General features: G+C 71.6%; 12 protein-coding genes. All 12 read left to right on the top strand.

From position 1 onward, the window contains the following. Positions 1-83 precede the first annotated feature (83 nt). Entirely contained in the window at positions 84-482 is a 399-nt protein-coding gene (locus IAI59_RS17995; protein ID WP_207415758.1) for a (R)-mandelonitrile lyase, read from the top strand. Positions 483-1,014: 532 nt separating this feature from the next. Beyond that, positions 1,015-2,073: an MBL fold metallo-hydrolase gene (locus IAI59_RS17990; RefSeq protein WP_237180485.1), complete on the top strand. Its 1,059-nt coding sequence runs from the start codon at positions 1,015-1,017 to the stop codon at positions 2,071-2,073. A gap of 470 nt (positions 2,074-2,543) precedes the next feature. Continuing rightward, the gene (locus IAI59_RS17985) at positions 2,544-3,794 is read left to right on the top strand and encodes a replication protein RepA (RefSeq protein ID WP_207415757.1); all 1,251 of its coding nucleotides are present in this window, start codon (positions 2,544-2,546) and stop codon (positions 3,792-3,794) included. 366 nt (positions 3,795-4,160) lie between these two features. Next, on the top strand, positions 4,161-5,138 hold the full coding sequence (gene argC / locus IAI59_RS17980) for an N-acetyl-gamma-glutamyl-phosphate reductase (protein WP_207415756.1): 978 nt from the start codon (positions 4,161-4,163) through the stop codon (positions 5,136-5,138). 161 nt (positions 5,139-5,299) lie between these two features. Continuing rightward, positions 5,300-5,920, top strand: coding sequence for a TIGR04282 family arsenosugar biosynthesis glycosyltransferase (locus IAI59_RS17975; protein ID WP_207415755.1), 621 nt, complete (start codon positions 5,300-5,302; stop codon positions 5,918-5,920). 82 nt (positions 5,921-6,002) lie between these two features. Further along, a complete protein-coding gene (locus IAI59_RS17970; RefSeq protein ID WP_207415754.1) occupies positions 6,003-6,818 on the top strand; it encodes a DUF547 domain-containing protein in 816 nt (271 codons plus the stop codon). A 39-nt stretch (positions 6,819-6,857) separates the two neighbouring features. Next, positions 6,858-8,237, top strand: a complete 1,380-nt coding sequence (locus tag IAI59_RS17965) for a radical SAM protein (RefSeq protein ID WP_207415753.1) — start codon at positions 6,858-6,860, stop codon at positions 8,235-8,237. After that, complete coding sequence (locus IAI59_RS17960) at positions 8,234-9,181, top strand: radical SAM protein (RefSeq protein WP_207415752.1); 948 nt, start codon at positions 8,234-8,236, stop codon at positions 9,179-9,181. The genes IAI59_RS17965 and IAI59_RS17960 overlap by 4 nt, the downstream gene beginning before the upstream one ends. A gap of 10 nt (positions 9,182-9,191) precedes the next feature. Further along, the gene (locus tag IAI59_RS17955) at positions 9,192-10,049 is read left to right on the top strand and encodes a phosphate/phosphite/phosphonate ABC transporter substrate-binding protein (RefSeq protein ID WP_207415751.1); all 858 of its coding nucleotides are present in this window, start codon (positions 9,192-9,194) and stop codon (positions 10,047-10,049) included. After that, positions 10,049-10,795 (top strand): phosphonate ABC transporter, permease protein PhnE, encoded by a 747-nt coding sequence (gene phnE / locus IAI59_RS17950; RefSeq protein WP_207415750.1) that lies wholly within the window; start codon positions 10,049-10,051, stop codon positions 10,793-10,795. The genes IAI59_RS17955 and phnE overlap by 1 nt, the downstream gene beginning before the upstream one ends. Further along, on the top strand, positions 10,792-11,430 hold the full coding sequence (locus tag IAI59_RS17945; protein WP_207415749.1) for a phosphonate ABC transporter ATP-binding protein: 639 nt from the start codon (positions 10,792-10,794) through the stop codon (positions 11,428-11,430). The genes phnE and IAI59_RS17945 overlap by 4 nt, the downstream gene beginning before the upstream one ends. Continuing rightward, positions 11,427-12,260: a metallophosphoesterase family protein gene (locus IAI59_RS17940; RefSeq protein WP_207415748.1), complete on the top strand. Its 834-nt coding sequence runs from the start codon at positions 11,427-11,429 to the stop codon at positions 12,258-12,260. The genes IAI59_RS17945 and IAI59_RS17940 overlap by 4 nt, the downstream gene beginning before the upstream one ends. Positions 12,261-12,494 lie beyond the last annotated feature (234 nt).

The raw sequence follows: 12,494 nt of genomic DNA, 5'->3' as shown, positions 1-12,494 counted from the left end.
TGGTTTCCAGCCGGTGGGCCGTGATGCCGGGGCAGACGTCGGCGGCCCACCTCTTTGAACCCTTGCAGGACAGGTGACCTGATATGGATATCAAGCGTGCGGGCTCCCAGCCCTCCGGCCGCGGGCCGGCCGAGTACTTCACCGGCACCGTGCGGGTGGACCCGTTGTTTTCCCCGCCCGAGCCAGCGCGGGTAGCCGGCGCCCTGGTCACCTTCGAGCCGGGCGCCCGCACCGCCTGGCACACGCACCCGCTCGGACAGACGCTGATCGTCACCGCCGGCTGCGGCCGGGTGCAGCGCGACGGTGGACCCATCGAGGAGATCCGCCCCGGCGACGTGGTGTGGTTTCCGCCCGGCGAAAAGCACTGGCACGGTGCGGCGCCAACCACAGCGATGAGCCACATCGCCATCCAGGAAAAGCTCGATGGCTCGCCGGTCGACTGGCTGGAGCAGGTGACCGACGCGCAATACGGCGCGCCCTGAAGGCAGCAGACCCTTCGGCCCCGGGCCGGCGACGCGCCGACGCTGAAGCGGCGTATCCTGCCCACCCTGCCGCCCGGCCCGGCCAATTGCGACGCAGCGGCAGGCTGATGCTCAGCCGTCCTGGAGCACTGGCACGGGGCAACCGCAGCCGGCTTCGCGGCATTCGCTCTGCGGGACGACCTGCCGCCAAAGCTGCAGGGGGATCAGCGACAGCGCCGGGGGTGGGACAGGATGCGGAGAGGCGGCACGAACCAGCGGAGGGACAGGCGGACTTGCGCAGCGCGCGGGCTGTTGCTGGCCCTGCCCGCCTCGCCCTTTCCGCTCCGGTCCGCCACGGCGCGGCAGGCGGGGCGGCTGGTCGCCATTCTGCGGGATGCCGGGGAGTTGCGGCCCCGGGGAACCGTCCTTGCCTCGCAGCGGGGCCATGGCGGACAGTTGGCCTGATGGTAGCCATGATCTCGGACTCTACCATGCCAGGCGCACTACGCGGGTGCCGCGACGCGCTCCCGGGCCGCATCATGGAGCCGGGCGGTTGAGTAGCGACCGCCCAGGACGCCCGATGTTGCTGCGGCGGCGCGGCTTGGTGGCGCTCGGTGCCGCGGCGATGCTGCCGGCCTGTGGCACCGCCGCCCAGCGGCCCGTCACGGGGCATTTCAACGGCGCCACCTTCTTCAATCCGGACGGCGCCCCGCCGCGCGGCTTTCTGGACCTGGCGCGCTGGAAGCTGGCAGGCGAGGCGCGGGACTGGCCGGACAGCTATCCCAGCCCCTTCGCGCCCGACCGGCCACCACGGGCGGCGGGACCGCTGCGGGTCAGCTTTGTCGGTCACGCCAGCTTCCTGATCCAGGGTGGCGGCCTGAATATCCTGACCGATCCTGTGTGGTCGGAGCGTGCCAGCCCGCTGTCCTTCGCCGGGCCAAAGCGGGTCAACCCGCCGGGCATCGCCTTCGAGAATCTGCCCCCGATCGATGCCGTGCTCGTCAGCCACGGCCATTACGACCATCTGGATCTGGAAACGCTCGACCGGCTGTGGCGCCGCGACCGGCCGCGCATCGTCGCGCCGCTGGGCAACGACGCGACCATCCAGTCGCACCGCGCCGACATTCCGGTCACCGCCGTGGACTGGGGCGGGGTGGTGCCGCTTGGCCATGGTGTCGAGGTCGTGGCGGTCCAGGTGCACCACTGGTCGGCGCGCGGGATCTTCGACCGCAATGCGGCACTATGGTGTGGCTTCGTGTTGCGCGGCCTGGGCGATGGCGTGTTCTTCGCGGGTGATACCGGGTTCGACCAGGGCCAGCCCTTTATGCGGGTGGCCCGGCAGCATGGCGCGGTCGGCCTCGCGCTGCTGCCGATCGGCGCCTATGAACCGAGATGGTTCATGGCCAGCCAGCACATGGACCCGGCCGATGCCGTGCACGGCTTCAACCTGCTGGGGGCGCGCCAGGCCCTCGGCTACCACTGGGGCACCTTTCAGCTGACCGACGAGGCGGTGGATGCTCCACCGGCCGATCTGGCCCTGGCGCTCAACGGACAGGCGACCGATCCCGGCCGGTTCCTTGCCGTACGGCCCGGCCAGGTGTGGTCGGCCTAGCAATCGGCCAGATTACCGAGAGGTCTTGACCCCCCGCCCGCAGGATCAATGCCCGCCATCCGCCGCCGGCCCGCAGGTGCCATGCGATCGCCCGCGCCCCGCTAGGACAGGCTGCACGACGACACTGTTTTGTTGGATCACCTGGTTATCGCGGAGTATCTCGCGCCACGCGAAATGCCGTGCTTAACGATTTTTTTGCTCGGCCGCGCAGTTCGTGGTGCTGACTTCTATGATAGCTGGGCATGGACGGCGGAGTGCTGTCCAAACAGCTTCGCAAGCTCGAAAAGATATGAGACATCGTGTCCCGGACGAATGCCATGAGAGCATTGCCGAGATGTTAGGCGACACCACTTCTGCTATACATTCACAATAGCCCCCTAGTTCAGCAAGATCATGCAGTTTGCAAAGGCGTGCCGCTGCTTTTGCCGAATGGATTACACGCCATGAATATGTCCGCTCAAGCATCCCTCATGCCCCCTGCAACTGATGCACGCAGCGATCCCGGTCTGGTTTGGCTGCATCCGGTCTTCTGCCAGCTGGCATTGCCGGTGGCCTCGGTCCCCGCCCCCTGGCAGCGACAGGAGGGCGGCGGTCTTCAGCTGGCCTTCGACGCCGGCGCCGGATCGGATCATCCTGTTCCGTCCGGCTGGGCGCCACGCCGCCTGCTGATGCATCTGTGCGACCAGGCAGTCCGCACCAACAGCACCGTGGTGGAGCTGGGTGCCGACGCTTCAGCTCTGGCAGCGGACCTCGGGCTTCCGGCGGATGAGGCGGTGTTGCAGGAGCTGCGCACCCAGATCGAGCGCCTGGCGGCCGGCAAGCTCAGCGTTGCCTGGGAGCAGCAGCCCGTGCTGGCCGTCTTCGATGCGCGGGCGCAACGCTACCACGCCCCGGCCGCCTGGCGGCCGCGCTTGCGGCTCAGCAGCCGCTTTCATGCCAGCCTGGTGCGCCAGGCGGTGCCGCTGGACCGCGCCATCGTCACGGCGCTTGCGGCCGAGCCCCTGGCGCTCGATGCGCATGGCTGGATCCGCCACAAGCTGCAGCAGCAGCCGGCCGGGCATAGCACAACGACCGCATGGCCCGAGTTGCAGCGCCGCTTCGGCAGCCCGGAGCAGGGAGAGCAGGCTTTTCGCGCGGCCTTCGAGGATGCCTTACGCATGGTCTTTGCGGTGGATTTCAGCATCTCCCTGGCGGCGGACGAGGATGGCGTGACGGTCGGCGCCCTGCCGCCGGAGGCCGCGGCAACCGAGGCGGTGGTGCCGCCGCAGCGCCACGAGGCGGTTGCCGTCGTGGAGGCGCCTCCCCCGGCCGCGACGCAGGCTCCGCGGGCGGAGCCGCAGCCCGCCCCCACCCCCGCCCCGGTCCAGAATCACAGGCCGGTCGTGCCGCCCGCCCCGGCTCCGTCGCAGCCCATCGGCCTGCGGCAGCATCTCACCGGCCTGCCCGGCGTGGTCTGGCTGCGGCAGGGCCACGCCGACGAGCCGCTGGTGATCGGCGTGACGCCGGGCGCACGGTTCGAGCCGGATCGCATGACCTTGCTGATGCTGGAGCCGCTGGTGATGCAGGTCAGCGGCGGGTTGTACGAGGCGGAGTTCACTCGGGTATCGGACTGGATCGGGGTGAACCGTGCGCTGATCGACCAGGTCTGGGCCGGCGAGATCAGCACGTTGGAACAAGCCAGCGGCCAGGTGCGCAAGGCCCCGGCCTCGCTGTGGCGCTGACAGCCGCAGGCCTCAGCTGACCGGAAGGCATCTTGATCGCCGTGCAACCCCCATCCGTCCCATGACGCACACCTGACGACACCGTGCGGCGGGGCGGAGGCCCCTTCGCGCAGCCATGTTGACAAGCTTTCCGGCGCATCGTTACCCTCAGCCCCATGCATGGCCGTCACATCCGCACCGCGAGCCGACGCCGTCGCTGCTGTTCAGCGGCGGCTTTCGTGGCTGCGTGCAGACAGGCCCCCTTGGTTCGCTCCGCGTTCTAGCGGTGCATTCCAAAGGCGGCGTCAGCCCGCATCTTCCAAACCCCCGCAGCCCCTGGCTCCGGGGGTTTTTCTTTGCCTTCCGCCCAGCAGCAGGATTTCTTCGATGACCATTCGCGTCGGCATTGTCGGCATCAGCGGCTTTGGCGGCGGCGAGGCCCTGCGCCTTGTCGCCGGCCATCCGTCCTTTCAACTCGTTTATGCCGCCGGCGAGGGCAGCGCCGGCAGCCGCCTGGCGGACCGCTTTCCCGGCGTTTCACCCAAGCTGGCCGGGCTGGTCATCGAGAAATGGGACCCGGACCGCTTGCCGGCGCTCGACCTGCTGTTCGCGTCGCTGCCCACCGGCACTTCGGCCGCCGCCCTGGCCCGGGTCCCCACGTCGGTGAGGATCGTCGACATCGGCGGCGACCATCGCGACGCCGAGGGCTGGACCTACGGCCTCGCCGACGTCTGGCCGGATCGCATCAGGGGCCACGGCCGCATCGCCAACCCCGGTTGCTTTCCCGCCGCGACGCTGACCGCGCTGGCGCCGCTCCTGGCCGAGGGCCTGATCGAGCCCGGCAACATCATCGTCGATGCCAAGACCGGCATCTCCGGCGCCGGCCGGGGCGGCGGCGACAGCCGCTTCGGCTACGCGGACAGCAACGAGAACCTGGTGCCTTATGGCCTGCTCCGGCACGTCCACATGCCGGAGATGGCCCGGACCATCGAGCGACTGAGCAGCGGCAGCGCGGCCGGGCTGGTGTTCACGCCACATCTGGTGCCGATGACGCGCGGCATCCTTGCCACGGCATATTGCCGCGGCCGCGCCACCACGGAACGGTGCCTGGAGGCGGCGGGGGCCTTCTACGCCGGGCGTCCCTTTGTCCGCGTCACCGACAGGCCGCCGCAAACCAAGTGGGCGACCGGATCGAACCTCGCCTTCGTGAGCTACGCGGCCGATCCGGAGCGGAACCTGGTGGTCGCGATGGGGGTGGTCGACAACCTCGGCAAGGGTGCGGCCGGCCAGGCGGTGCAGAACGCCAACCTGATGTGCGGCCTGCCGGAAGCCGCCGGGCTGGAAGGCGCGCCGATTTGGCCATGAGCACACCACGCGACCGTGCGGGCGCGGCGAACCCGCGCGCCGCGCAGCGTGGGAAAGCCGGCGTGCCAGGCTGGCCACCGCCCCGAAGCCTAGCCACGGTTGTCAGCCCAGCCGATTGGCCCGATGGTTCCGCCACCCAACCAGGATGGAAGCAGCACCACATGGCGTCCCACCACCCTGGCGGCGGCAGCGGCCTGCCCTTGCCGCGCGTGGCGCTTTTCGCGCGCTTCCCCGAGCCGGGCCGGGCCAAGACCCGGCTGATCCCGGCCTTGGGCCCGGACGGCGCCGCCCTACTGCACCGCCGCCTGACCGAACGAACCCTGGCCGTGCTGCGATCCAGCGGCCTGCCGTTCGAACTGCGCCACACCGGCGCGCCCGCCGCCGAATTTTGCCTTTGGCTGGGTGCCGCCGTGCCGCTGGCGGAGCAGGGGGACGGCGATCTCGGCGCGCGCATGGCGCGCGCGACGGCGGACGCGCCCGCCATCCTGGTCGGCGCCGACCTGCCAGACCTGGCGCCCCGCCACCTGGAGCAGGCCAGGACGGCGCTGCAAAGCCACCCCGCCGTGATCGGCCCCGCCGAGGATGGCGGCTACTGGCTGATCGGCCTGCGCGAGCCGATGCCGTTCCTGTTCGAGCCGATGGCCTGGGGCACGGAGGTCGTCTTCGCCGAAACCATGGCCCGCTTCGCCGCCCGGGGCATCGTGCCCGCCGTGCTGGAGCGGCTGCCGGACCTGGACCGCCCGGAGGATCTCGGGCGCTGGCCGGAACTGGCCGGGCGCTGACGCCGCCGTCCCGCTGCTTGCGCCGCCGGCTGCATCCGATCATCGTTTCCCGGCGTAGAGCAAGAAACGCGTCGGAGGTCCCATGCGGTCGTTCTGGCTCATCCTCGCCCTGCTGGCCGCCACGCCGGCGCTGGCGGCGCCATCCTCCGAGCCATGGCCGCGCTGGGAACGGCAACAGCAAAGCTCCACCGCGCAGGTCGACCAGGCGCCCTGGGCCGGCATCCTGCGCCGCTACCTGCGGCCGGGCGCGGACGGCATCAACCGCTTCGCCTACGCTGCCGTGTCCCCGGCCGACCGGGCGGCGCTGGAGGCGGACGTGGCGCGGCTGGCCGGCGTGCCGGTGTCCGGCCTCGCCCGCCCCGAGCAGCGCGCCTTCTGGACCAACCTGTACAACGAGCTGACCGTGCTGGTGGTGCTGCGCGCCATGCCGGTGAGCAGCATCACCGACATTGGCATCTCCCCCGGCCTGTTCAGCCGTGGCCCCTGGGACGCCAAGCTGGTGCAGGTGGAAGGCGAGCCGCTGTCGCTGAACGACATCGAGCACCGCATTCTGCGCTCCATCTGGCACGACCCGCGCACGCACTACGCCGTCAACTGCGCCTCGCTCGGCTGCCCCAACCTGGCGCCCGAGCCCTATTCCGCCGCCGGCATGGAAGCGCAGCTCGACCGCGCGGCGCGCGCCTACGTCAACCACCCGCGCGGCTTCCAGGTGCGAAACGGCCGGCTCACCGTTTCCTCCATCTACATCTGGTACAAGGCGGATTTCGGCGGCACCGATGCCGGCGTCATCGCACATCTGCGGCGCTACGCCGAGCCGGCCAAGGCGGCGACGCTGGACGGCATCACCCGCATCGGCGGCGACGCCTACGACTGGTCCCTGAACGGCGCCAACCGTTGAGCGCCCCGCGCCCCCTTCTCCCGGAACTGGAACACTGACATGGCCGACGGCATGCTTCCCCCGGTGATGACCCCGGCCCAGATCGCGGCGGCGCAGCCCGAGGCGCCCCTGGCCCCGGGCGAGGCGCCGATGCAGCGCGCCCGCGCGCGCATGCAGAACACGGGGCAGTGGCACCCCCGGCAATCCATGGGCCGGCGCTGGAGCATCGGCTGCGTGGCGCTGGAGATCACCCAGCGCTGCAACCTGGACTGCACCCTCTGCTACCTGTCCGACCATTCCGAGGCGGTGAAGGACCTGCCGCTGGACGAGGTGTTCCGCCGCATCGACATGATCCGCGCCCATTACGGCCCGGACACCGACGTCCAGGTCACCGGCGGCGACCCCACGCTGCGCAAGCGGGATGAGCTTGTGGCCATCGTCCGCCGCATCCGCGCGGTTGGCATGCGCCCCTCGCTGTTCACCAACGGCATCAAAGCAACCCGCGCAATGCTGGCGGAGCTGTGCGAGGCCGGGCTGGTGGACGTGGCCTTCCACGTGGACATGACGCAGGAACGCAAGGGCTATGACAGCGAGGTCGCGCTCAACGCGGTGCGCCTGGAGTATATCGAGCGCGCGCGCGGCCTGCCGCTGTCGGTGTTCTTCAACACCACCGCCTATGACGGCAACTTCCACGAGATCGCCGACGTCGCCGCTTTTTTCGTGCAGCACGCGGATGTCGTGCGCCTGGCCTCCTTTCAGCTGCAGGCCGATACCGGGCGCGGCACCGTCCGCTCGGCGCGCGAGCCGATCACGATCGACACGGTGGCCGCCCGGCTGCGCCAGGGAGCCGGCGCGCCCATCAACTTCGACAGCCCCGTGGCCGGGCATTCGGCCTGCAACCGCTACGCCATGACGCTGGTGGCCGGCGGCCACGTGCACGACCTGTTCGACGACAAGGCCTTTCTGGCGGACCTCCTGGAAACCACGGCCGGCGTGCAGTTCGACCGCCAGCACCGCGGCCGCGCCGTGCGCGCCCTGGCCGGCGCCCTGCTGCGCAGCCCCGGCGTGGTGGCGCGTGCTATTCCCTGGACCGCGCGCAAGCTGTGGCGCATGAAGGCGGACCTGTTGGCCGCGCGCGGCAGGGCCCACAAGCTGTCCTTCTTCATCCACGACTTCATGGACGCCGGCTGCCTGGACTGCGAGCGCATCGATGCCTGCGTGTTCATGGTGGCCACGCGCGACGGACCCATCTCCATGTGCCTGCACAACGCCAAGCGGGACGAGTTCATCCTCAAGCCCGTGCAGGCCGCCCAGGGCGGCTGGTGGGACCCGCTGACCGGCCAGGTCGCGGCCGGGGGCCCGCCGGGCCACGGCCAGCCCAAGGTCACCCACACCCGCAAGACCCTGAAGGGCCGCCTGAAGGAGGAAGCCGCCAAGTGACAGCCGCCACCCTCGCGCCACCCACCGCCAAATTCCGCGACCCGCAGGTCACCGCAAAGGGGGAGCGGCGGGCGGCCGTCGCCCTCGGCGCCCTTTCGACGCTGTGGTTCAACACCGGCACGCTGTGCAATCTGACCTGCGCCAACTGTTACATCGAAAGCAGCCCGCGCAACGACGCGCTGGTCTACATCTCCGCCGCTGAGGTGCGCGAATACCTCGACGAGATCGCCCGCGACGCCCTGCCGGTCGAGGAGGTGGGCTTCACCGGCGGCGAGCCCTTCATGAACCCGGACATGCTGGCCATGTTGGCCGACACGCTGCAACGCGGTTTCCAGGCGCTGGTGCTGACCAACGCCATGCGCCCGATGATGCGGCACAAGGACGCGCTGGCCGCGCTGAACGCGGCGCATCCCGGGCAGCTGACGATACGCGTCTCGCTCGACCACTACGGCGCCGCGCTGCACGACCTGGAGCGCGGCAGGGGCACCTTCGAGACCACCATGCAGGGCATGGCCTGGCTGGCCGCCGAGGGATTCCGCATCAACGTCGCCGGCCGCGCCGCCTTCGGGCACGAGCCGGAGGCGGCGCTGCGCCAGGGCTACGCACTGCTCTTCGCCGAGCGCGGCCTGCCGCTGGACGCCGCCGACCCGGTGGCCCTGATGCTGTTCCCCGAAATGGACCCCGCCGCCGAGGTGCCCGAGATCACCGAAAGCTGCTGGGGCATCCTCGGCAAGTCGCCGGACAGCGTGATGTGCTCCTCGTCCCGCATGGTGGTGCGCCGGCGGGGCGCGGAACATGCGGTGGTGCTGGCCTGCACCCTGCTGGCCTACGACCCGCAGTTCGAGCTGGGCGCCACGTTGGCCGAGGCCAGCCGCCCGGTCCCCCTCAACCACCCGCACTGCGCCAAGTTCTGCGTTCTGGGCGGCGCGGCGTGCAGCCGCTAGGAACCGACCGATGACCCTGCGACGCAGCCTGCTGCTCGGCGCCCCTGCGCTGGCCCTCGCCCTGCCCGCCCTGGCGCAGCGGGCGCCCATCCGCTTCGCGGTCGGGCCGTTCCAGCCCACGGCGGGCGACACGCGCCGCGCCTACGAGCCCTTCTTCGCCCATCTGGCCCAAGCGGTGGACCGGCCCTTCGAGCTGACGGTGACCACCGACTGGGCCGGCATCGCCGTGGCGCTGGCCAACGACCAGGTGGACTGCGCCTGGATGGGCCCCTGGGGCTACGTGCTGGCCAAGGACCGCGCGGGCGCCGAGGCGCTGGCCGTGGTGCGCTACCAGGGCAAGCCCACCTACCAGGCCATCATCATCGCCCGCCCGGAGCTGGACTTTCCCAACTTCCCGGACGACGCCAAGGGCCGCTCCATCTCCTTCGCCGATGCCGGCTCGACCTCCGGCTGGCTGATCCCGCATGCTTGGTTCAAGGCGCGCGGCATCGACCCGCGGACCTACTTCCAGTACCGCGACGGCGCCTCGCACCCCGCCAACGACATCGCCGTCGCCAGCGGCCAAGTGGATCTGGCCACCGACTACGACCGCAACCTGGCCGCCATGATCGCCGCCGGCCGGGTGCGGGCGGATCAGGTCAAGATCGTTTGGCGCTCCGACCCGCTGCCCAACGACGCGCTGGCCGCGCGGCGTGGGCTGGACGACGGCACCAAGCAGGCCCTGCTGCGCGCCGCGTTGGCGGTGGACGAGGCAACGGCCGCGCGCATCATGCCGCCCAACTACACCGGCTGGGAGGCCGCCACGCCCACCTCCTACGCGTTGATCGAGAGCGCCGGCCGCGCGCTCGGGCGCATCGGCGGGGGCTGATGCGGCGGGCGACCGGGTGGCTGCTCCTCGCGCTGTTCCTTGCCTGGTGTGTGCAGGTCGTTTCGCCCGACCTCGGCCGCCTGGCGGCCGGGCTGCCGCGTCTGGCGCGCTGGCTGTCCGGTGCCTTTCCGCCGGACTTCTCCGGCCCAGCCGACATCGCGCGCAGGGCCTCCGAGACGGTGGCCATCGCCTCGCTCGGCACCTTTGTCGCGGCGCTGATGGCGTTGCCGCTGGCACTCTTCGCGGCGCGGCCGGTGGCCCCCCTGCCCTGGCTCTACCACCCCGTGCGCGCGGTGCTGGACACGCTGCGCGGCGTGGACGGCTTCGTTTTCGCGCTGATCTTCGTGGCCGCCGTGGGCCTCGGTCCCTTTGCCGGCATGATCGGCGTGGCGCTGCATTCGGCGGGCTCCATCGCCAAGCTGTGGTCGGAAGCGCTGGAAGCGGCCGACCTCGCGCCGGTCGAGGCCGCGCTTTCGGCCGGTGCTTCCCCTGCCGCGGCGGCGGCGGTGGTGCTGGTGCCGGAAACGCTGCCGCAGACCGCCTCGGCGGTGCTTTACGTGTGGGAAGCCAACATCCGCGCCTCCACCGTGCTGGGGCTGGTGGGCGCCGGCGGGCTGGGGCAGGAGCTGAAGAACGCCGTGGATCTCCTGGACTTCGCCCGCGTGCTGGCCATCCTGATCGTCATCGTCGCGCTGGTGCTGGTGGCGGACCGCCTGTCCGGCGCGCTGCGCCGAAGCCTGCTGTGACGGGTGGGCTGGTGGTCGAGGGCCTCGGCGTTGCGCTGGCCGGCCGCACCGTGCTGTCCGGCATCAGCTTCGCGGTCGCGCCCGGCGAGGTGCTGGCGGTCGAGGGTGCTTCCGGCGCCGGCAAGACCACCTTGCTGCGCGCCTGCGCCGGGCTGGTGCCGCATGCCGGGCTGGTGCGCGCCGCCGCCCGCCCGGCCATGGTGTTCCAGCACCACGCCCTGGCCCGGCGGCTTTCGGCTACGGACAACGTGATGGTCGGCGCGCTGGCCCGCATCGGCTTCGCGCGCGCGGTGCTGCGGCTGTGGCCGGCGCCGGAACGGGCGCTGGCCGCCGGTTGCCTGGAGCGCGTGGGCCTCGGCGCCGTCGGGCGGCGGCGGGCGGACACGCTGTCCGGCGGGCAGCGGCAGCGCGTGGCCATCGCCCGCGCGCTGATGCAGCAGGCGCCGGTGCTGCTGGCGGACGAGCCGGTGGCCAGCCTGGACCCGGAGAACGCCGAGGCGGTGCTGCTGCTGCTGCGCGACCTGGCGCGGCGCAGCGGGCTGGCGGTGCTCGTGTCCCTGCACCAGCCGGAGCTGGCCCGCCGCCACGCCGACCGCCGCCTGCGGCTGGACGCCGGCCGCATGGTGCCCGCATGACCCCGCTGCTCCGCGCCGATGGCCCCGTGCTGGTCTTCGGCGGTCCCTATTCCAACCTGCAGGCCACCGAGGCACTGCTGGCCGAGGCCGCGCGGCTGGGCATCCCGCCCACCCGCATGGTTTGCACGGGCGACGTGGTGGCCTATGGCGCCGACCCCGCCAGCACGCTGGACCGGGTGATGCGCAGTGGCAGTCACGTGATCGCCGGCAATTGCGAGGAGAACCTGGCGGCGGGCGAGGCCGATTGCGGCTGCGGCTTCGCCGAGGGCACCGCCTGCGATCTGCTGTCGCGCGGCTGGTACCCGTATGCCGCCGCGCGGGTGACGGCCGCGCAGGGCCGCTGGATGGCGGCGCTGCCCGGGCGGCTGGTGCTGGAGATCGGCGGCCGGCGGCTGGCGGTGATCCATGGCGGGGCCACGGAAACTAGCCGCTTCCTGTTCGCTTCCGCCGAGGAGGCGGTGCTGGCGGCCGAGCTGGCGGCCACCGGCTGCGACGGCGTGGTGGCCGGCCATTGCGGCATCCCCTTTCTGCGCGACGTTCGGGGCGCGCCCTGGATCAATGCCGGCGCCATCGGCATGCCGGCGGATGACGGGACGCCGCGCACTTGGTTCGCGCTGCTCTGGCCGGAACCGGGCGGCGGGCTGCGTGCCGAGCTACGCCCCTTGTCTTACGACCACGACGCCGCCGCCGCCGCCATGCGTGCGGCCCGGCTGCCGGAAGGCTACGCGGCGGCGCTGGGCTCCGGCATCTGGCCCTCCGCCGACGTATTGCCGCCGGCCGAGCATGCACGGCGCGGCCGGCCATTGGTGCCGGTGGCTCGCCGCTGGTGAAACGCCTGTTGCGCCCGGCGCTGGCAGCCGGTGGGCTGGCGGCGTTGCTGCTGGCCCTGGCGCTGCTGCCGCCGCTGGGCACCCCGCCGCCGCGCTGGGCCTGGCGCTTCTTCATCGCCTGGGCGCTGGGCACGCCCTACTGGCATTACATCGAATACCGCGTGTTCCTGGACCCCGCAGCAGACGCGGCAACGCGGCGGGACTTCCTGGACCAGCAGCGGCTGTCCCGCGCTG

The organism is Roseomonas haemaphysalidis, from assembly GCF_017355405.1.
In the GTDB taxonomy this organism is placed as follows: Bacteria; Pseudomonadota; Alphaproteobacteria; order Acetobacterales; family Acetobacteraceae; genus Pseudoroseomonas; species Pseudoroseomonas haemaphysalidis.
Note: the sequence above shows the minus strand (reverse complement) of the source record. Positions and strands in the feature narration are given on the sequence as shown.

Bases quoted from the DNA above. Each gene is read 5' to 3' on its own strand.
- IAI59_RS17995 (WP_207415758.1), top strand. From the start codon at position 84: ATGGATATCAAGCGTGCGGGCTCCCAGCCCTCCGGCCGCGGGCCGGCC.
- IAI59_RS17985 (WP_207415757.1), top strand. From the start codon at position 2,544: ATGCCCCCTGCAACTGATGCACGCAGCGATCCCGGTCTGGTTTGGCTG.
- argC (WP_207415756.1), top strand. From the start codon at position 4,161: ATGACCATTCGCGTCGGCATTGTCGGCATCAGCGGCTTTGGCGGCGGC.
- IAI59_RS17975 (WP_207415755.1), top strand. From the start codon at position 5,300: ATGGCGTCCCACCACCCTGGCGGCGGCAGCGGCCTGCCCTTGCCGCGC.
- IAI59_RS17970 (WP_207415754.1), top strand. From the start codon at position 6,003: ATGCGGTCGTTCTGGCTCATCCTCGCCCTGCTGGCCGCCACGCCGGCG.
- IAI59_RS17965 (WP_207415753.1), top strand. From the start codon at position 6,858: ATGGCCGACGGCATGCTTCCCCCGGTGATGACCCCGGCCCAGATCGCG.
- IAI59_RS17955 (WP_207415751.1), top strand. From the start codon at position 9,192: ATGACCCTGCGACGCAGCCTGCTGCTCGGCGCCCCTGCGCTGGCCCTC.
- phnE (WP_207415750.1), top strand. From the start codon at position 10,049: ATGCGGCGGGCGACCGGGTGGCTGCTCCTCGCGCTGTTCCTTGCCTGG.
- IAI59_RS17940 (WP_207415748.1), top strand. From the start codon at position 11,427: ATGACCCCGCTGCTCCGCGCCGATGGCCCCGTGCTGGTCTTCGGCGGT.